This is a genomic window from Janthinobacterium sp. Mn2066, from assembly GCF_049319705.1.
In the GTDB taxonomy this organism is placed as follows: domain Bacteria; phylum Pseudomonadota; class Gammaproteobacteria; order Burkholderiales; family Burkholderiaceae_D; genus Janthinobacterium.
Window position 1 is genome coordinate 306189 of sequence record NZ_JBMOUF010000004.1, and the last position, 19447, is coordinate 325635.

Here is a 19447-nt window from a genome sequence, read left to right on the forward strand (position 1 = left end):
TCAGCTGATCCGCTCGTAGCCGCCCAGCACGCCCTGCTTGGACAGCACCCATTGCCACAGCTGCAGGTCGCGCGCGCGGAAGGCGCCGGCGCAGGACAGCAGATAGTAGGACCACATGCGACGGAAACGCTCGCCCAGCTGATCGGCAAAACGGGGCCAGGCCTGCTCGAAGTTGGCGTGCCAGGCCATCAGCGTCTTGTCGTAGTCGGCGCCGAAATTGTGCAGGTCTTCGGCCACGAACAAATCATCCATGGCGTCGCCGATCTGGCCGATCGACGGCAAGTCGCCATTCGGGAAGATGTATTTGTCGATCCACGGATCGCTGGTCGACTGGCGCTTGTTCTTGCCGATGGTATGCAGCAGGAACAGGCCATCATCGTCCAGGCAGCGGTGCGCCACTTCCATGTAGGTGCGGTGGTTTTTATGGCCCACATGCTCGAACATGCCGATGCTGACGATGCGGTCGAAACGTTCGTGCATGTCGCGATAGTCCTGCAGGCGGAAATCGAGGTTTTCGCCGCCCGGCAAGCCGCGCGCATACTCGGCCTGCTCTTTCGAGATGGTCACGCCCACGCAGTGCACGCCGTATTTTTCGGCCGCATAACGCATGAAACTGCCCCAGCCGCAGCCAATATCGAGCACGCGCATGCCCGGCTCCAGGCGCAGCTTGCGGCAAACCAGGTCCAGCTTGGCTTCCTGCGCCTCGGCCAGGCTGTTCGCCTCTTTCCAGTAGCCGCAGGTATAGGTCATGCGCGGATCGAGCATGGCGGCGTAAAACTCATTGCCCAGGTCGTAATGTTCCTTGCCCACCATCCAGGCGCGGCGTTCGCTTTGCAGATTGAACAGGCGCGCCGTCAGCGCATGGAAGGCCAGGCGCACGGGCTTGACTTCATCGCCCAGCCGCGCGCGCAGCAAGTGGGCAAAGAATTCGTCGAGCTGGCCCGCGTCCCAGTCGCCATCCATGTACGCTTCGCCCAGGCCCAGGTTGCCGCTGGCGAAAGCCCGCTCGGGCACGCCCGGTTTGCGCAGCTGCATGTCCCAGGCAGCGTCGCCATTCAGATGGATGTCGGCCCTGGCCAGCAAATCGGCCGCCGCGCGGTACAGCCGCGAATCCGTGTTGACTGCCGGTTGTAACTGTTGTGTCGTGTGATGCATATTCATGCCCTGCTGCCTCCACTAGTCATGCCTGCGCCCGCCGGCAAGTTGGGACAAGGTGCCTGGCAGCGCAAGAGCAACAAAATTATCCGCCCGCCATCGCCATCTGGATAATGAAAGATGATGGCAATTCACAGCAAAATAATTGCACTGAAATGACTTGAATTCATCATTTAAAACTGACAGTAGCGGCATGAAGCGTGCTGAAGAATAAAAAAGCCGCCTGTTCGGCGGCTGTTGTCAGCGTGTTCGCGTCATGCACAATAACGCTTAAAAGTCGTGATTCTTGGGATACTTGCTGTAAAAATCGTTTTCCCATTTGAAGTTGGTGAAGGCCACCGTCAGCGAGATGTCCAGCGCTTCGACAAAATGCCAGCAGCCGACCGGCAAAAACAGGATCTCGCCGGGCGCCAGGATGCAGTCGCGCACCTGCACGTCGCCCATCAGCGGGTGGCGCTGCAGGTCGATGTCGCGCCCGTCGACCGGCGTAAAACAGTGGCGCTGGTTGTACACGCGCGCCACTTCGCAGGCGGCCATGATGCGCACGCGCTTGCGCCCTGCCACCTGGGCCATGAAATTATTCGTCAGGTCGTGATGAAAGGGCGTGACGGTGCCGGCCGGGCCAAACCACAGGAAACCCGTGCGCTCGCCCTGCCGCAGGTATTCGGGCAGCTGGCCGATATCGTCCCACAGCTCGCGCAGGGCTTGCCGGTTTTGCGAACTGTTATTGGCGGTCATGTAGAAATCGTTGGTCTGGCCGCTGTTTTCCACCAGGCTGGCGTACTCGCCAAAAGGCATCTTGCGCTTGTGCGCCAGGCTGTTCATTTCATACTGCGCGTCGGCTTCGCGGCCGAACTGCACTTCCACGATGCGCTCGGCATAACGCTCGCGGAAATAGGCGGGACTCCATTTGCTGCAGGCCGGCCAGCCTTCCATCATGCCGGTGATGATCACGGGCTGGTTCAGGCTATAGAATTCATCGAGGAAGGCTTGCGCCGGCAGCTGGTGGCGGCGCGGAATTTCGGGCGAGCGCAGCTGGTTCAGCCGGCGCTGGATATCGATCACCCAGTCGCGCTTGGCCAGCCGGTTCGACAGCCGCACGGCGCCCGCCAGATACGGGCTTTGCAGCGCCAGCTCCACTTCGCGGCGCGCCAGCTTTTCAGCGATGCCCGCCTGCTGCAGCACCGGCATCAGGCTGGAAGGATGGCTGCCCAGCATGAGGTTTTCCGCGATCCAGCTGCGCCACTCGCGGCTCAGTTCCTGGCTCCCCTGCTGCCCTGTCAATGTCGCTACCGCTGCCATCCCCGCCTCCTGTCTTGTGTTGTCTGGTACCAGCGTGAACGGCCGGGCAGCATGCTGCTCCCCGGCCGCGTTTCACTCTACACTAGCAGCGTTTCACCGCACTTTCCACACTTCATTGGCCAGCACGCCATTCGCGTCGCCATCGAGCGACCACGAGAAGGCGCCGCGCAGGTTCTGGTCCTTGACATACTGCATCTTGGTGGCGATCACGGTCGGATCGTCATAGCTCCACCACTGGCCGCCTGCACCCGTGTACAGGTACAGCTGCTTGGTGATCGGATGGTAGTAGCGGGTACCGGACTTGGCGACCAGCAGCTTGTAGTCCTCGATCCCTGCCTCATACGAACCAGGCGCCGCGCCCGTGGCCGTCTGATACAGGCCATTGCCATTCGGCCCAGGCGCCACGCCGGTCCAGCCACGGCCATAGAACGGGATACCCAGCAACAGTTTGCTGCGCGGTACGCCGGCATTGATCATGTACTGGATCGCCTTGTCTGCCGTGTATTCACGGATGACACCGGTCGATGGATCGGCCGGATCGGCATACAGATGCGCATTGAAGTTGGTATTATTTTCCCAACCGCCATGAAAGTCGTAGGTCATCAGGTTGATCCAGTCCAGCGACTGCGCATACTGGGCCGGTTCCGTATTGTCGATCTTGTCCTTGCCGGCGCCAACTGCCGCCGTCAGCAGGTAACGCTTGCCCGTGGTGGCGCCCAGCGCATCGAGCTGGCGGCGGAATTCCGCCAGCAGCAAGGTGAAGTTCTGCTTGTCGGCCGGGCTGGCCGTGTTGTATGGCTGGCCGCCACCCATCGGGTATTCCCAATCGATGTCGATGCCGTCAAACACGTTGACTGCCGCTGCTGGCCCACCGCGGCCGCCCTGCACCGGCAGGTTGCCCTTGATGTAGATGTCGATGCAGGAGCTGACCATCTGCTTGCGCAGCGCATCGGTGGCCGAACCGGCCGAGAAGAACTTCGACCAGCTCCAGCCGCCCAGCGAAATGAAGACCTTCAGGTTGGGATTGGCCGCCTTCAGTTTTTTCAGCTGCAGGAAGTTGCCCGACAGCGGAGCATCCCAGGGAATCGCCTGGCCATCGACGGTGCGCGCCGGCGTGCGGATGTAGTCGGCCTCGGCATCGCCGCCCGTGCCGGCGTCCGGCGCATTCGGATTCGTCGCGCCCGGCTCGGCCTTGGTGATCATGTCGCACACATAGCCGCCGTTCTTGGCGTAGATATTACCGAAAGCGTAGTTGATGAAGGTCAGCTTGCTGGCCGTGCCGCTGCTCTGGATATTGGCCACTTCATAACCGCGCTGGTACACGCCCCACTGCGCAAAGTAGGCGCCGACTTCGCGGCCATTCGGCGTTGGAGTTGGAGTTGGAGTTGGTGTCGGCGTTGGCGTTGGGGTAGGAGTCGGGGTTGGTGTCGGCGTCGGGGTTGGTGTCGGCGTCGGGGTTGGCGTCGGAGTCGGCGTTGGGGTCGGGGTCGGCGTGGTGCTGCAGTTGTCGACGATGGTCCATGGCTTGCCGGTGCCGGGGCCGCCATTGTTGGTGGCCGGGTTGTCGCCCTGGGTCCAGTAATTGGCGCGGTAATTGACGCCGTTATAGCTGACGGTGGCGCCACTCGTGTAAGCCGTGCTGGCCACCCAGGCCAGGGCGCAGGCGCTGGCTGCCGCCGGGTCTGCCGTTGGGCCAGGCGCCGCCACTGGTGCCGGTGCTGGAGTCGGCGTTGGCGTCGGAGCAGGCGTCGGCGTTGGCGTGGATTCTGCGCCGCAAATGCCGCCTGCGCTCCACAGGCTGGGCGAGGCAACCGGATTCCAGCCGGAACCGGCGTAATCGGTCTGCGTCACCAGCGCGGTGTAGGTGCCGCCCTGGTAGGTGACCACCGTACCGGCCGCGTAGGTGCCGCCCTCTTGCCAGGCGGTGCACGCCACCGTGCTGGCCGCCAGCATCTTCGAGGCGGCCGGCGAACCGGAGTCGCTGCTACCGCCGCACGCCGCCAGCACACCGCCGCTGGCCACGCATAACATCATGTTCCTGATCGTTTTTCTGAGGATTAAATTTTCCACGCTATCTCCTGTCTGGGTTTGCGGAAGACGACTCTTTGTTGTAAGGATGAATAATGACCCTGTGGATTGTTACAGTTGCATGACGAGCATGCTGGTGAAGAAATGGGTAGTCAAGTGGTTTTGTAGTGGCATCAAACAGGTCAATACCACTTGGCTCAAAATTCAACTGAGCTTAGTCGGACGGCGTGTTGTCCTACTGGAGGAAACACAAAATGCAGGGGGAAGGAAGAAAAATGCGATATTACCCGGAGGCAACATACCAATTTCACAAATAATGAAAGTGGTATTACACCAGCTGTGCCATTACAGGGCGGGCGCCTGCCAGGCCGCCCGCCGGTGATACATGGATTACTCTGCCAGATTACTGCGCCAGATCAAACACCGCCATCGACTCCACGTGCGAAGTGTGCGGGAACATGTTCACCACGCCCGCCTTGCTCAAGGTGTAGCCCGCTTCCAGGGCCAGGATGCCCGCATCGCGCGCCAGGGTCGATGGGCTGCACGAGACGTAGACGATGCGCTTGGGCAGCATGTCCGGACGCGTTTGCGCCAGGCCCACCAAGGCCTGGCACAGGGCCATGGCGCCATCGCGCGGCGGGTCGATCAGGATGCGGTCGAACTTGCCCAGGGCAATCAGGTCGTCCGTCGTCACTTCAAACAGGTTGCGCGTCGAGAACGAAGTCTTGGCCGACAAGCCATTGGCCAAGGCGTTTTCCAGTGCGCGCTCGGTCAAAGTGGTACTACCCTCGATGCCAACCACTTCACTGCCTTGCGTCGCCAGCGGCAGGGTGAAGTTACCGAGGCCGCAGAACAGGTCGGCCACGCGGTCTTGCGGCTGCACGTCCAGCAGGCGCAGGGCTTTCGATACCAGCACGCGGTTGATGTGGTGGTTCACCTGGGTGAAGTCGACCGGCTTGAACGGCATCCTGACGCCAAATTCCGGCAGCAGATAATGCAGCTGCTTGTCCAGCGGATAGAACGGCACGGCCGTTTCCGGGCCCTTCACCTGCAACCACCATTGCACGCCATGGCTGTCGGCAAACGCCTTGAGCTTGTTTTCATCTTCGCCCGTCAATGGCGCCATGATGCGCAATACCATGGCCGTCACGTCTTCGCCCACGGCCAGCTCGATCTGCGGCACCTGGTCGAAGATCGACAGCGAGGCGATCAGCGCGCGCAGCGGCAGCAGCATGTTCGACACGTGCGGCGGCAGGATCTCGCAGCTATCCATGTCGGCCACGAACGCCGATTTCTTTTCATGGAAACCCACCAGTACGGCGTCTTTTTTCTTGACGTGGCGCACCGACAGGCGCGCGCGGTAGCGGTAGCCCCAGGTCGGGCCATACATCGGACGCATGATGTTGAGCGGACGCACCTTGCCGATATGCCACAGATTATCTTCCAGCACGCGCTGCTTGATGGCAACCTGGGCCGATGGCTCCAGGTGCTGCATCGAGCAGCCGCCGCAGTTATCGAAATGCTTGCACTTGGGCGCGATGCGCATGGCCGACTCGCGGTGCAGCGCCGTCATGCGGGCCATTTCCCAGTTCTTCTTTTTCTTGAAGGTAACAAAGCTGACCTTCTCGCCCGGCAAGGCGCCTTCGACAAACACGACTTTGCCCGGCGTGCCGTCTTCGTTTTCAATATGGCCGACGCCGCGGGCGTCCATGTCGAGCGATTTGATTTCGATGATATTTTCTTGCATAGCGATCAATAGATAAGAGTGGGCCGGGACGCAGGGCCGCGCTGGAACTTGTAAGAAGGGGGAAAAGGTCAGGCGCCGCGAGCGGGGCGTATGATAGCAGATGCAGACCCCGCGTAGCCGGGGCCTGTCATAGTTACAATAATGAATCGCGCACGACGCCGCGTGCGGCCATCGCTCGCTTGAGCTTGATCAAGGCTTCCTGCTGGATCTGGCGCACGCGCTCGCGCGTCACGCCCATTTCTTCGGCCAGGGTTTCCAGCGTGGCTGGATCGTCGTTATCGAGCCCGAAGCGGCGCATGATGACCACGCGCTGCTTGTCGGGCAGCTTGGTCAGCCAGTCGCGCACCAGCACCGTCATTTCATGGTGTTCGGCACGCGCATCGGGACTGTCTTCGGCGGCGCCGGGCAGCATGTCCATCAACGATGATTGCGGATCGTTGTCCAGCGGCGCGTCGAGCGAGGTGGCGTGTTCGGACAGGGCCAGGATATCCTGCACTTCTTCCACCGGGCGGCCGACCAGGTGCGCGATGTCTTCGGCGGTGGCGTCCTTGCCGTCGTGGTGCTGCGCTTCGAGGTGGTATTTGCCGCGCAGTATCTGGTTCAGTTCGCGCACCATGTGCACCGGCAGGCGCACCGTGCGCGCCTGGTTCATGATGGCGCGCTCGATGCTCTGGCGTATCCACCAGGTGGCGTAGGTGGAAAAACGGAAACCGCGCTCGGGCTCGAACTTGTCGATCGCCCGCATCAGGCCGATATTGCCCTCTTCTATCATGTCGAGCAAGACCACGCCGCGGTTGATGTAATGCTTGGCGATCGACACGACCAGGCGCAGGTTGTGCTCGATCATGGTTTGCCGGGCTTCGAAATTGCCCTGCTTGGCGAGGGTGGCGTAATGCACCTCTTGCGGCGCCGTCAGCAGGGGCCGGGTGCCGATCTGGTTCAGATAGTGCTGGGTGGTATCGGTCGACAGCTCGGCCGCCAGCACTTTTTTCAATTCATCGACACTTTCGACCAGCACGCTGACGCTGGCCGGCTCTGCGCCCTCGCCTGCCTCGACGGCATCGATGCCGTCGAGTTCGCCGACATCTTCCGTCACGATGTCGTCCGCGCCCTCTTCCGGCGGATCCAGGTCATCGTCCAGCTGGTCATGCGGCGCGTGTGTCATTGCTTTACCTAACGGTTAGGCAGGAATTTCGAAGGATCGACAGGCTTGCCTTGTTGTCGGATTTCAAAGTGCAGTTTCACGCGGTCCGCATCGGAATCACCCATTTCGGCGATCGTCTGGCCCTTGGTGACGTTCTGCCCTTCCTTCACCAGGATGCTGCGGTTATGCGCATAAGCCGACAATAAACTATTACTGTGCTTTACGATAACAAGATTACCATAACCACGGATTCCGCTCCCGGCATACATGACTTTTCCTGCGCCGGCGGCCACCACCGGCTGCCCGGCCTTGCCGGCGATATCGACGCCCTTGTTCTTGCCTTCGTCGAAAGTAGCGATGACCTTGCCTTCGGTCGGCCAGATCCAGCTGATCTTGTCGTCGCCAGCGGGCTGCGCCGCAGACGCGGCTGCGGATGCCGCTGGCGCGGCGGCGACGGCCGGTGCTGGCGTGGTAGCCGGCGCCGGGGCCGGCTTGGCGGCCGGTGCGTCGCCATCGGCGCGCAGCTCAGCCAGGGTAGCATCGGAATAGGGACGCTTCTCGCCGCGTGGTCCGGTTTTCTTTTGCACGGCCGGCGTCGCCGGACGCGTTTCAATCGGTGGCGCCATCACGACAGCCGAAGTCTGGGCGCCGCCCGTGTCGCCATTGGGCGGCAGCACGCGCAGCACCTGGTCCACCTTGATATCGTTCGGATTGCTCAAATCATTCCACGTCACCAGATCGCGGTAATTCTGGCCGTGTTCGAGGGCGATGCGCAGCAGCGTATCGCCGCGCTTGACCGTGTACAGGGCCGGGTCACGATCCCGGGCATCGTTTGCCGGCGTACTGCTGGTGGCCGTGGTCGGCTGGCGCTCCACGACCGGCGCCTGGACACCGGTCGTGCCGCAGCCGCTGAGGATAGCGGCCAAGGTGACGCCGCCGATGAGTAGCTTACTTTTCTTAATCATTCGCATGTAATTGTATGTCCTGCTTGCTATCCGATCCGGGGATCATATGGTGCCCGGGCACAAAGGCACGAAATGGCAATCTTCCAGGGTCTGGCTGGTCCATTCCATCTTCGCCACCCGGGTAATCAATTGTAAATGCTGCAATTTGGCGCCCACCGGCGCAACCAGACGCCCGCCTATCGTCAGTTGCTCCAACAAGGCGTGCGGGACTTCCAGGCCGGCTGCGGCAAGGATGATCCCGTCAAAGGGCGCCGCCTGCGGCAGGCCAAGCATACCATCTCCGTACTGCAAACGCAGATTCGACACGCGCAAGGGCCGCAGATTGGCCTTCGCCAGCTCATGCAAGGGTTTGATGCGCTCGATCGAAAACACTTCCTTCGCCACCAGCGACAGCACGGCCGCCTGGTAGCCGCAACCGGTGCCGATCTCCAGCACCCGCTGCAGCGGATTTCCCTGGCGCATGGCTTCGATCATGCGCGCCACGATGTACGGCTGGGAAATCGTCTGGTGATGGCCGATCGGCAGCGAGGCGTCGATATACGCCTGCGAGGCCAGCGCCTCGTCCATGAACAGATGGCGCGGCACGGCCAGCATGGCGTCCAGCACCACATTGTCCTGCACCCCCTGTTTGGCGATGCGGGCCACCATGGCGCGCCGCACGGCTTCCGACACCAGCGGATGCTGCCGCGACGGCGCCGCCGCAGTGGCCGGCGCCCGTTCATACCCCGCTCCCTGCACACTGCGGCCGGCGCTTTGCGCCGCATTCTGCGTCGCCGTCTGCGGCGTGGCCACGCGCGACTGCGCCAGCGACTGCGCCCCGCCCTGGCGGGCAGGCTTGCCAGCCAGCGAGTCCAGGGTCAGGGGGAAGTTGCGCGGCTTGTCGCTCATGCCAGCCCTTTTGCCAATGCATCGAGTTCGCCGCGGTGGGTCAGGTCGATCTGCAGCGGCGTGATCGATACCTGTCCTTGCGACACGGCGTGAAAATCCGTGCCGGGTCCGCCTTCCCTGGCCACGCCGACGGGGCCGATCCAGAAGATTTCGCGGCCGCGCGGGTCGAGTGCGCGGATCACCGGTTCGGACGAATGGCGCCGGCCCAGGCGCGTGGCGACCGTGCCGCGCAATTGTTCGTAGGGGATGGCGGGAATGTTGACGTTGAGCAAATACGGCTTCTGCAAGTCGTCAAAGCGGCGCTCGACGATGTCGCGGGCCACGCGCGCGGCGGCGTCCAGGTTGGCCCAGCCATACTCGGCCTGCGAAAAGGCGATCGCGGGAATGCCGAACAGATAGCCTTCCGTGGCAGCCGCCACGGTGCCCGAGTACAGGGTGTCGTCGCCCATATTGGGGCCGTTGTTGATGCCGGATACCACCAGGTCGGGCCGCTCCTGCATCAAGCCCGTCAGCGCCACGTGCACGCAGTCGGTGGGCGTGCCATTGACAAAATAAAAACCATTGGCGGCCTTGTGCAGGGACAGCGGCCGGTCCAGCGACAGTGAATTGGAGGCCCCGGAGCGGTTGCTGTCGGGCGCGACCACCACCACTTCGGCGATAGCCGCCAGCGCATCGGCCAGGGCTTGCAAGCCGGGCGCGAGGTAACCATCGTCGTTACTGATAAGAATTCTCATAACGAGATTTTACCTGAAGCAATGCCTACGCTGCGCGTACGGAACGGCCTTATTTGATATTGCCGGCACCGCTTAGCGCTGTTCGATGCGCGCTTCCGACAGCGCGCCCTCCAGCGCCAGCACCTCGTCTTCCTGCAAGGCCAGCAAGGCCGGCAGGTCGCCCTGCAGCTTGTACATTCTTTTCAGCTGGGCCATGCCGCGCTTGCGCAGCTTGCCCGGCACGCCGGGGCGCAGCAGGCAAGGCTTCAAATGCTCGACCAGCTCACCCGCCTGATGGTATTGCTCGCGCTCTATCATGCTTTGCAACATGCCTATCATGCCTTCGAGCGTACCGGGTTCCGTGGCGCGTGCGGCCAGGATGGTTTCCTGCAGGCGGCGCGCGCCATTGAGCATGCTTTCTTCCTGCGCGCGGGGCGCGCCGCCCGTGCGGCCGTTCAGCAGCCGGTCACTTCCGCTGAGCACGGCGTCTTCCAGCAGGCGCGCCGCCTCGTTTTCGCCCTGCTGCTGCAAGGTGCCGGCCAACTGCTTTTTACTGTGCAAGGTATCCAGATGGTCCTCGCCCAGCAGGCGCGCATGCACTTCCAGCACTTGCTCCTGCACGCTGCGGGCCGCCGTGAGGTCGCCACGGCGCAGCAGGGCCTCGGCCAGCTTGCGCTGGCTCATCAGGGTTTCCGGATGATCGAGGCCCAGGGTGCGTTCGCGCGCCGCCACCTGGTTTTCATGCAGCAGGCGCGCGCCGGCCCAGTCGCCCTGGCCTGCCAGCACTTCGGCCAGGCGGTCGCGGGTGGCCAGGGTGGCCGCATGGTCCGGCCCCAGGCGCCGCTCCTGCACCTGCAAGACCGCGTCCAGCAATTGCCGCGCACCCTCGAAGTCGCCCTGGCGCACCACGATCTGCGCCAGCGCCAGCTTGCTGTGCAGGGTATCGCCATGTTCGGCGCCGAACAGCCGCGTACGCGCCGTCACCACCGTATCGAGCAGGGCCTGCGCTTGCGGCAGGCGGTCCATCTGCAGCAGGGTCAGTGCGCGGCTATCCATTGCGGCCAGGGTCAGGGGATGCTCGCTCCCCAGCAACTGGGTATAGCTGGCCAGCACCGCATCCTGCAAATGCAGGGCCCCGACATGATCGTGCTGCAACACCAGCGTTTGCGCCAGGCAAGCCTTGGCCGCCAGGGTATCGGGATGCTCGCTGCCCTGCAGGCGGGCGCGCGTGCTGACCACGTCTTCATCGAGGAAGCGCGCCTCGTCGAGCTTGCCCAGCTGGCGCAGCAGGCGCGCCATGCCGCTCTTGGCGGCCAGGGTGTCGACATGCTCCTCGCCCAGCATGCGCACGCGGATCTCGACGCTTTGCCGCAGGGCGTCCAGCGCCTGCGCCGTACGGCCATCTTTCCGGTACAGTTCCCCCAGCCGCCCCAGGTCGCGCGCCAGCGGCAAGGCCACGGCCCGGCCAGGTTCGAGCAACAACGCATTGCGGGCTTCATTGATGGCGGCCAGCAAATGGATTTCACGGCTCGATTGCCAGGGGAAGTACCCGCCCGTCAGCCAGTGCAGAAACGCTTCGAAGGTGCGGGTCAGGGAAAAACGGTCTCCGCCCTGGTCTATGCGCACGGCCAACTGCTCGCCATAGGCAAAAGTCTTGGTCTGCTGCAATTGCACTTCGTCAAAATAACTGTCGAGCGAAATCTGCGGCAAGCCATAGGAAACGCGCAGCAGTCGTTCGAACATGGGCTGGAAGCCGGCAATGCTCTTTTGCGCATCGCCACGGCGCCATTCGGCCCGTTGCGCGCCGTCGCCCATTTCGATGCGCGACGGCAGCGGGTACACCAGCAGCGGCCGCTGCTCGTCTTCATGGCTGCGGCGGTATTCGATGGCCCGCGTGACCAGCGCATCGACACCTTCCAGGCTTTGCCGGTTGGGCGTGAACACCACCACCAGTTTTTTTGGCAGCAAGGTGGTGCAGATGCCGGCGCTTTCCGTGCGCCCCGTGCGCGAATCGACCAGCACATAGCGGAAATGCGCGGCCAGGGTATCGGCAAAGCAGCGGAACAGCGCCGGGCAGGCGTCAAACAGCTGATCCCAGCGCATCTGCGCCAGGCGCTCGCTATAACTGGCGTCGAAGCGCCCTGCCCGCATCAGGTACAAGGGACTGCCTTCGTCCACCCGCACCACGTATTGCTGCCAATCAATAGCGTCGAGCACGCGCCGGGCCAGGGCCTGGTCGTCGGCATGCCGGCTGGCCGGTTCAAGGCGGAAACGTTCCAGCTGCTGGCGGCAGGCTTCGAAAAATTCCAGCACGCCGGGGCGTTCTTCGTGCTGCTCGAAATAATGGTGCAGGCCGGGCGCTTCCATGTCCCAGTCCAGCATCAGCACCGGCACGCTGGCGTTTTCACGGCGCGCCAGCAGCACGGCGATATTCGACAGCGCCATGGTGCGGCCGGTGCCCCCTTTGTAGGAATAGAAGGTGACCACTTCGCCAGGCGCGGTCAGTGGCGGCAGAGAAAGACGTTGGCATTCCATGACAGTTCCCTTTTGCGTAAATTAACGTGGAAAGTGCGGCGGCGGAACGGTGCGCCATACCGGCGGAATATCGGGCAACACGAAGCGGCTGCAATCGTGGCCGGGAGGAGTCGAACGCTTGAGCAAGTGGTAGTGCGTGGCAATACGCTGCACGATCCGTTCGATATCGGGCAGGTATTGGAGATTCGACTTCAGGTCGCCGCTGGCCAGGGTGTAGCCGGAGAAATCGACGTACAGGCCGGGACCGGTGATTTGCGCAGGCAAACCGTCGGGGTGGCGCGTCATGATGATGGGAATGATCAGGTGGCTGGGCAAGTCATACCAGGCGCGGCGTTCCTGTTCGATCAGCTGCATGGCGGCGAACTCGCGCCGCGTGTAGCCATGCGCCTCGTATTTGGGCGTGTACAGCACGATCATGCACACGCTTTCGCACATGGCGCGCGCCACGCGCCGGTCCAGGTCGTCACCGCCGCCCAGTTGTTCGCTATCGATAAACAGGGCGTCTTCGCGGTCCAGGTGCGGTTCCAGATAGCAAGCCAGCGCCTCGATCAAGTCATTCTTGAACTTGTTCATGTAGGCATACTGTCCGTGCGCATAGCTCAAGAAACAGCCGTAGCGGATATCCATGGCATCCCCTCCTGTTTCCCGTGCCACGCTTGCCATTGCCACATGTTGATATGGCAAGACATGAATCCACTCTAAACCGCTGAGCACGCGCCCGTTTGCGCTGGCGCAAAGATGTCTCTGGCGCGCAGGCGCCAGAAGACAGGATCAGGCCGCTTTGGGAGACTTGGGCGGCAGATTGCGGAAGAACTCCACCACTTCGGCCGTGTCGCGCGTGCGCTTGAACGGTGGCAGGCTTTGCCAGATGCGTTTGCCGTACGGCTTGGAAATAATACGCGGATCGCAAATCATCAGCACGCCGCGATCGCCCTCGTCGCGGATCAGCCGGCCGGCGCCCTGCTTCAGGTTAATGATCGCTTCCGGCAAGGAATGATGCATGAAGCCATTCTTGCCCTGCTTTTCCATCACTTCGATGCGGGCCGCCAGCACCGGATCATCGGGCGGCGCGAACGGCAACTTGTCGATGATCACCAGCGACAAGGCATCGCCGCGCACGTCGACGCCTTCCCAGAAACTCTGGCTGCCGATCAGCACGCCATTGCCGGCCGCGCGGAACTGGTCCAGCAATTCCGTGCGGCCCCGGTCGCCCTGCACGAACAGGGGGAAGTTCAGGCCGCGCTGCTTGAATTCGTCGGCCAGGCGCTCGGCCGCCCGCTTCACGGCGCGCAAGGTGGTGCACAGGAAGAAGGTACGTCCGCCGGCCGCCTCGATAATCGGCAAGGCGCAATCGATGACGGCGTCCGTGTAGCCCATGGAATTGGGCTGCGGCAGGTTTTGCGGCACGAACAGCAAGCCCTGCTCGCCATAGTCGAACGGCGACGGCCAGGTGTGCGACGGTTCGCCCTCCAGCCCCATCTGTTCCGAAAAATGCTTGAAGTCGTTTTTCACGGCCAGCGTGGCGGAGGTGAAAATCCAGCTGCGCGGCGAGCCTTCGCGCTGGTTGTTGAAGATGGGAGCGATCGACAGCGGCGTCTTGTGCAGCTGCAGCGAACTGGAAAACGCTTCCACCCAGAACACGGCTTCTTCGCCGGCCGTGACCTTGGCCTTCGGGTCGAACTTCCAGCTGCTCAGCTGCTGCGCCAGTTCCACGCCGCGCACGCGGCACTGTTCCAGCGTTTCGGCCCGTTCGGCCTGGCTTTCCAGCACGGCCACCATGCCGTCCAGTTCATCCTTGAGCGTTTCCAGCGCAGGAAAAAAGTCGCTCGAGGCAGCGATTTGCGGCAGGGACAGGCGCACGATATCTTGCGGGAACGTCAGGCGCAGGTCGCGCGCGGCTTTTTCCACCACCGTGACCGTCTTGGCCCAGTCGACGCCGCGCGCATGCGCCAGCCCTTCGGCCAGCACATCGCGGCACAATTCCAGGATTTGCGAGGTGGACACCGTATTGCCGAAGAACAGGGTCGCCGTATCGGGCAGCTGGTGCGCCTCGTCGAAGATGATGGTGTTGGCCGATGGCAGCAACTCGGCCACGCCCGTGTCTTTCAGGGCCACGTCGGCAAAGAACAGATGGTGGTTGACCACCACCACGTCTGCCTGCTGGGCTTCCTTGCGCGCCTTCATGACGAAGCAATCCTGGTAATACTGGCATTCGGCGCCCATGCAGGTGTCGCGCGTGGACGTCACCAGGTTCCAGATCATGGCGTTCTCGGGCACCTTGGCCAGCTCGGCCTTGTCGCCCGTGCTGGTCATTTTCAGGAAGCGCGAAATCTCGCGCAGATGGCCCACGTCGTCGCGCGAGGTCATGCGGCCATTTTGCAGGGTGCGTTCCAGGTGGTAATGGCACAGATAATTCGAGCGGCCCTTCAGCAAGGCCACCGAGACGGGCGCCTGCAAGGCGGCGCGCACGGTCGGGATATCGCGCAGGAACAATTGATCCTGCAAGTTCTTGGTCCCCGTCGAGACGATGGTCTTGCCGCCCCACATCAGGGCCGGCACCAGGTAAGCGAAGGTCTTGCCCGTGCCGGTGCCTGCCTCGGCCATCAGGGTGGTCTGGCTATCGATGGCGTTGGCAATCGCCTTGGCCATTTCGGTCTGCGAACGGCGCGGCTTGTAGCTGCCCACGGCAGGGCCCAGCGGACCACCCGCGCCGAACAGGCGCTCGATATCGGCATCGTGCTTGCCCGGTACCGCGATGGCCTCGGCGGGTACGTCGGCAGCGATGCTGTCTTGGCTAGCAGGCAATAAATTGTGATCGGTCAAAATATACTTTACTCAGTGTCTCAAGCGGGGCGCTGCTGGCGCCCTTCAGGCGGGAACATCGGGCACCAATTGCATCTTGAGCAAGGTGATATGGTCTTTCAATTGCAATTTGCGCTTTTTCAGGCGCCGCAACTGCAGCTCGTCATGATGGCCATCGAGTATCAGCAGCTCGATCACGGCATCGAGGTCACGGTGTTCGACGTCGAGTTCAATCAGGCGCCGCTGTATATGCTGTGCATCACTCATGTAGTGCGTTCCAGGCAGTGTTGGGGGAAACCGGCGCGCACCCGGATACAAGTGCGGATGCGCGCGCAGTCATGGCATAGTTTAACCTGCCACGAGGAGGAAGGCAGGATTACTGCGTATGATTACTGGCCAGAACGATCAAAAGGTATCGGTGCGGCCGGAGGCGCGCTGCTGCTGGCGGCCGCAGCTGCCGCCGCCTTGGCCGCTTCGGCCTGGCGTTCTGCCAGGCGCTGGGCCACGCGCTTCTGGCGCTCGATCGCTTCAGCTTGCTTGCGGGCAAAATCCGCCTCGCGCGCCGCGCGCCGCGGCGCCTCTGCCGCTTCCTGGGCCGCCTGCTTTTTCACTTTCGCATCATGCTCGGCCTGGCGCTGCTCCAGGCTCGGACCAGCCGGCTTGGGCGGCGCCGGTTCGGGCGCCACCACTTTGACGGGCTTGGGGGTGGCGGCGTTGCGCTTCTCTGCGTCGATCCGCGCATCTTCCTGATTTTTGGCCAGTTCCACGTCGCGCAGGCGCACGGACTCGGCGCGCTTGAAATGGTTGGCTTCCGCTTCGACGGCGCGCAGGCGCACCAGGATCAAGCGGCGCTTTTCCTTGGCCTTGTCGAGGCAGTCGGTAACGAAAAAGCGGGCGTAGCAGACTTGCTCGCGGTCGGCGAATTCCTGCTCTGCCGCAGCACGCTCGCTGGCCGCCTGCTGCAGCTTGGCGTCCGCCTCGGCCACGCTGTGCGTGGCGGCCACCTGCGGTGCACCGACCACATCGAGGGCGGCTTCGCCCTGGTGCGCGCAGGCGGACAACAACAGGACCAGTCCCAGCTTGGATATCGACTTTGCCATGATCTTCATTGTGTCTGCCTCAAACGATCGCATCGGCCGCGCCGCGCTGTTCTTTTTCCATGTATTCGCGCGATTGCATTTCCACGATGCGCGATACGGTACGGTGAAACTCATTGGCCAGCATGCCATTGGTGTACAGTTCTTCCGGCGCCACTTCGGCCGACATGATCAGCTTAACCTTTTGATCATAGAATACATCGATCAGCCAGGTAAAGCGGCGCGCCTCGGAAGATTGTGCCGCCGACATCGCCGGTATTCCGGACAATATCACTGTATGGAAGCGGCTGGCGATTTCCAGGTAATCATTTTGCGAACGGGGACCGCCGCACAGGGTGGCGAAATCAAACCAGATGATACCGCCGGCGCGGCGCAGGCAGTGGATTTCACGCGCTTCGATGCGGATGCGCGCCTCTTCGTCGGCCGTTTCGGCAATCCGCGCATAGGCGTCGCGCAAGGCCTTGTCGGTGGCGGCGCCCAGCGGGGTATAGTAACTGTCGACCTGCTCCAGCGCGCGGCCACGGTAATCGACGCCGGCGTCGACATTCATCACGTCAAGCTTTTCTTTCAGCAAGGCAATGGTCGGCAGCATGCGGTCACGGTGCAAGCCGTCCGGATACAGCAGGTCGGGGTCATAATTGGAGGTCATGATGAAGGACACGCCATTGTCGAACAGGGCCGACAACAGGTTGTACAGGATCATCGCATCGGCGATGTCCGAGACGTGGAATTCATCGAAACAAATCAAACGGTATTTCTTGGCGATGCGCTTGGCCACTTCATCGAGCGGATTGGCCACGCCCTTCAATTCATCGAGCTGCTGGTGCACGCCACGCATGAATTCATGGAAGTGCAGGCGCGTCTTGCGCACCACGGGCACCACGGAATAAAAGCTGTCCATCAGGAACGACTTGCCGCGCCCTACCCCACCCCACATATACACGCCCTTGGGCACGGCGGGACGGCTGAGCAGGCGGCGCAGGGTGCTCGAACGCTGGCTTTTATAGGCCACCCATTCGTCATAGCACAGTTGCAGGCGGTCGACGGCGCGGCGCTGCGCGGCATCGGCCTTGAAATCGCGCTGCTGCAACGCGTTCTGGTAAAACTCTTCTACATTCATGGGCTTCGCTTCAACGCACAGGGGCGCTGGCGGCAAAAACCGCGAGCGCCCCTGCAGGACTAACTACAATTAAAAGTTCAAGGTACGCTTGTCAACGGCCAGTGCCGCTTCCTTGGTCGCTTCCGACAGGGATGGGTGAGCATGGCAGATGCGCGCGATGTCTTCGGCCGAGGCCTTGAATTCCATCGCCACGACGGCTTCGGAAATCAGCTCGGACGCCATCGGGCCCACGATATGCACGCCCAGGATTTCATCGGTAGTCGCATCGGCCAGGAATTTCACCATGCCCGAGGTATCGCCCAGTGCGCGCGCGCGGCCGTTGGCCAGGAACGGGAACGAACCTGCCTTGTAAGCGATGCCTTCCGCTTTCAGGGTTTGCTCGGTCTTGCCGACCCACGCGATTTCCGGCGAGGTGTAGATCACCCAGGGAATCGTGTTGAAGTTGGTGTGACCATGCTGGCCAGCGATACGCTCGGCCACGGCAACGCCTTCTTCTTCCGCTTTGTGCGCCAGCATCGGGCCGCGCACCACGTCGCCCACTGCCCAGACGTTTGGCAGGTTGGTCTTGCAATCGCCGTCGACGGCGATGAAGCCGCGCTCGTCCAGTTGCAGGCCGACTTTGTCCGCGCCCAGGCCATTCGTGTTCGGCGTACGGCCGATCGAGATGATCAGTTTGTCGAACACGGCTTTTTGCGCTTCGCCCTTGGCATCAACGAATTCCACGCTGACGTCGTTCTTGCCCGGGGTGATGGCGCCGATCTTGCAACCGAGGTTGATCTTCAAGCCTTGCTTGGTAAACAGTTTCGAGGCTTCCTTGGCGATCTGCTCATCGACCGCGCCCAGGAAGACCGGCAGGCCTTCCAGCACGGTGACGTCGGCACCCAGGCGGCGCCATACGCTGCCCATTTCCAGGCCGATCACGCCAGCACCGATCACGCCCAGCTTGGCTGGCACTTCATCGATGGCCAAAGCACCGGTGTTCGACAGGATCAGTTTCTCGTCGAATGGTGCGCCAGGCAATTCACGTGCGTTCGAACCGGTGGCGATGATGACGTGCTTGGACGTCAGGGTTTCGTTGGCGGCGCCCGTCACGCTGATTTCGTAGGTGCCGGCAGCGGCAGCAGCGAAAGCGGCGCGGCCGTGGAAGAAGGCGATCTTGTTTTTCTTGAACAGGTACAGGATGCCGTCGTTGTTTTGCTTGACGACCGTATCTTTACGCTTGAGCATCTGGCCCAGGTTCAGTTTCAGGCCGGCGACATCGATGCCGTGCTCGGCGAAGCTGTGGCCTGCGTGCTCGAAGTGTTCCGACGATTGCAGCAGCGCTTTCGATGGGATGCAACCCACGTTGGTGCAGGTACCGCCAGGCGCGGCGCCGCCCTTGGCGTTCGACCATTCGTCGACGCAAGCGACGGAAAAGCCCAGCTGTGCTGCGCGGATGGCGGCGATGTAGCCGCCAGGGCCCGCACCGATGACGACAACGTCAAATTGTTTAGTACTCATTTTTTGTTATTCCAATCTCTTCGTCCGGGACGAAAATCCACAATAGAAGGTAAATCACCACGCCGAAGCCGAAGGTCAGTGTAAACAGGACGAAGACCAGGCGCCAGATCCACGCCTCCATGCCGGAAGCACGGCCCAGGCCACCGCACACGCCGCCTAGCCAGCGGTCGTTGCGCGAGCGGCGCAGGCGGTTGAATTCCTGCACCAGGTCATTCGTCGGGCTGGACGCCGGATCGGCGCCGGAACTGGTATCCGGCTTGTCCAGGTTGATGCCGCCCAGGAGCTTGGCCTTGGCTTGCGCAAATTCAGCATCGCTTAATGCGCCAGCCAGGTGCAAGTCGTGCAGTCGCTTGATTTCTTCAGAGACGTTCATGGGAATCCTCTTTTATGATGAGATCAGCCAGCTGCGTCTTCTGGCACGGGGTACAACGGTACTGCCTACACTGCCCCG

General features: G+C 62.3%; 16 protein-coding genes. All 16 read right to left on the minus strand.

Annotated elements, in window-relative coordinates; translation table 11 throughout:
* A complete protein-coding gene (gene cfa / locus ACL9RI_RS09940; RefSeq protein ID WP_422726400.1) occupies window positions 1-1161 on the minus strand; it encodes a cyclopropane fatty acyl phospholipid synthase in 1161 nt (386 codons plus the stop codon).
* A gap of 264 nt (window positions 1162-1425) precedes the next feature.
* Window positions 1426-2457: a cupin-like domain-containing protein gene (locus ACL9RI_RS09945; protein ID WP_422726401.1), complete on the minus strand. Its 1032-nt coding sequence runs from the start codon at window positions 2455-2457 to the stop codon at window positions 1426-1428.
* 93 nt (window positions 2458-2550) lie between these two features.
* Complete coding sequence (locus tag ACL9RI_RS09950) at window positions 2551-4491, minus strand: glycosyl hydrolase family 18 protein (protein WP_422726402.1); 1941 nt, start codon at window positions 4489-4491, stop codon at window positions 2551-2553.
* A 397-nt stretch (window positions 4492-4888) separates the two neighbouring features.
* Window positions 4889-6232, minus strand: a complete 1344-nt coding sequence (gene rlmD / locus ACL9RI_RS09955) for a 23S rRNA (uracil(1939)-C(5))-methyltransferase RlmD (protein ID WP_422726403.1) — start codon at window positions 6230-6232, stop codon at window positions 4889-4891.
* A 133-nt stretch (window positions 6233-6365) separates the two neighbouring features.
* On the minus strand, window positions 6366-7397 hold the full coding sequence (gene rpoS / locus ACL9RI_RS09960; RefSeq protein ID WP_422726404.1) for an RNA polymerase sigma factor RpoS: 1032 nt from the start codon (window positions 7395-7397) through the stop codon (window positions 6366-6368).
* Between the two features lie 8 nt (window positions 7398-7405).
* Complete coding sequence (locus ACL9RI_RS09965) at window positions 7406-8341, minus strand: peptidoglycan DD-metalloendopeptidase family protein (protein ID WP_422726405.1); 936 nt, start codon at window positions 8339-8341, stop codon at window positions 7406-7408.
* A gap of 42 nt (window positions 8342-8383) precedes the next feature.
* Window positions 8384-9229, minus strand: coding sequence for a protein-L-isoaspartate(D-aspartate) O-methyltransferase (locus ACL9RI_RS09970; RefSeq protein ID WP_422726406.1), 846 nt, complete (start codon window positions 9227-9229; stop codon window positions 8384-8386).
* Window positions 9226-9963 carry a 5'/3'-nucleotidase SurE gene (surE, locus tag ACL9RI_RS09975; RefSeq protein ID WP_422726407.1) on the minus strand — a complete coding sequence of 246 codons (738 nt, stop codon included), beginning with the start codon at window positions 9961-9963 and terminating at the stop codon, window positions 9226-9228. Before surE ends, ACL9RI_RS09970 begins: the two co-directional genes overlap by 4 nt.
* A 72-nt stretch (window positions 9964-10035) precedes the next feature.
* On the minus strand, window positions 10036-12477 hold the full coding sequence (locus tag ACL9RI_RS09980; protein ID WP_422726408.1) for a tetratricopeptide repeat protein: 2442 nt from the start codon (window positions 12475-12477) through the stop codon (window positions 10036-10038).
* A 21-nt stretch (window positions 12478-12498) separates the two neighbouring features.
* Window positions 12499-13104 (minus strand): toll/interleukin-1 receptor domain-containing protein, encoded by a 606-nt coding sequence (locus tag ACL9RI_RS09985; protein ID WP_422726409.1) that lies wholly within the window; start codon window positions 13102-13104, stop codon window positions 12499-12501.
* A gap of 144 nt (window positions 13105-13248) precedes the next feature.
* Complete coding sequence (locus ACL9RI_RS09990; RefSeq protein ID WP_422726410.1) at window positions 13249-15300, minus strand: ATP-dependent DNA helicase; 2052 nt, start codon at window positions 15298-15300, stop codon at window positions 13249-13251.
* A gap of 45 nt (window positions 15301-15345) precedes the next feature.
* Window positions 15346-15546, minus strand: coding sequence for a YdcH family protein (locus ACL9RI_RS09995; protein ID WP_183675966.1), 201 nt, complete (start codon window positions 15544-15546; stop codon window positions 15346-15348).
* Window positions 15547-15668: 122 nt separating this feature from the next.
* Window positions 15669-16379, minus strand: a complete 711-nt coding sequence (locus ACL9RI_RS10000; protein ID WP_422726411.1) for a hypothetical protein — start codon at window positions 16377-16379, stop codon at window positions 15669-15671.
* A 19-nt stretch (window positions 16380-16398) separates the two neighbouring features.
* On the minus strand, window positions 16399-17496 hold the full coding sequence (zapE, locus tag ACL9RI_RS10005) for a cell division protein ZapE (protein WP_422726412.1): 1098 nt from the start codon (window positions 17494-17496) through the stop codon (window positions 16399-16401).
* Window positions 17497-17565: 69 nt separating this feature from the next.
* Window positions 17566-18996, minus strand: a complete 1431-nt coding sequence (gene lpdA / locus ACL9RI_RS10010) for a dihydrolipoyl dehydrogenase (RefSeq protein ID WP_422726413.1) — start codon at window positions 18994-18996, stop codon at window positions 17566-17568.
* Complete coding sequence (locus ACL9RI_RS10015; protein WP_422726414.1) at window positions 18986-19369, minus strand: PspC domain-containing protein; 384 nt, start codon at window positions 19367-19369, stop codon at window positions 18986-18988. The genes lpdA and ACL9RI_RS10015 overlap by 11 nt, the downstream gene beginning before the upstream one ends.
* Window positions 19370-19447 lie beyond the last annotated feature (78 nt).

Bases quoted from the DNA above. Each gene is read 5' to 3' on its own strand.
- cfa (WP_422726400.1), bottom strand. From the start codon at position 1,161: ATGAATATGCATCACACGACACAACAGTTACAACCGGCAGTCAACACG.
- ACL9RI_RS09945 (WP_422726401.1), bottom strand. From the start codon at position 2,457: ATGGCAGCGGTAGCGACATTGACAGGGCAGCAGGGGAGCCAGGAACTG.
- ACL9RI_RS09950 (WP_422726402.1), bottom strand. From the start codon at position 4,491: ATGATGTTATGCGTGGCCAGCGGCGGTGTGCTGGCGGCGTGCGGCGGT.
- rlmD (WP_422726403.1), bottom strand. From the start codon at position 6,232: ATGCAAGAAAATATCATCGAAATCAAATCGCTCGACATGGACGCCCGC.
- rpoS (WP_422726404.1), bottom strand. From the start codon at position 7,397: ATGACACACGCGCCGCATGACCAGCTGGACGATGACCTGGATCCGCCG.
- ACL9RI_RS09965 (WP_422726405.1), bottom strand. From the start codon at position 8,341: ATGATTAAGAAAAGTAAGCTACTCATCGGCGGCGTCACCTTGGCCGCT.
- ACL9RI_RS09970 (WP_422726406.1), bottom strand. From the start codon at position 9,229: ATGAGCGACAAGCCGCGCAACTTCCCCCTGACCCTGGACTCGCTGGCT.
- surE (WP_422726407.1), bottom strand. From the start codon at position 9,963: ATGAGAATTCTTATCAGTAACGACGATGGTTACCTCGCGCCCGGCTTG.
- ACL9RI_RS09980 (WP_422726408.1), bottom strand. From the start codon at position 12,477: ATGGAATGCCAACGTCTTTCTCTGCCGCCACTGACCGCGCCTGGCGAA.
- ACL9RI_RS09985 (WP_422726409.1), bottom strand. From the start codon at position 13,104: ATGGATATCCGCTACGGCTGTTTCTTGAGCTATGCGCACGGACAGTAT.
- ACL9RI_RS09995 (WP_183675966.1), bottom strand. From the start codon at position 15,546: ATGAGTGATGCACAGCATATACAGCGGCGCCTGATTGAACTCGACGTC.
- ACL9RI_RS10000 (WP_422726411.1), bottom strand. From the start codon at position 16,379: ATGGCAAAGTCGATATCCAAGCTGGGACTGGTCCTGTTGTTGTCCGCC.
- zapE (WP_422726412.1), bottom strand. From the start codon at position 17,496: ATGAATGTAGAAGAGTTTTACCAGAACGCGTTGCAGCAGCGCGATTTC.
- lpdA (WP_422726413.1), bottom strand. From the start codon at position 18,996: ATGAGTACTAAACAATTTGACGTTGTCGTCATCGGTGCGGGCCCTGGC.
- ACL9RI_RS10015 (WP_422726414.1), bottom strand. From the start codon at position 19,369: ATGAACGTCTCTGAAGAAATCAAGCGACTGCACGACTTGCACCTGGCT.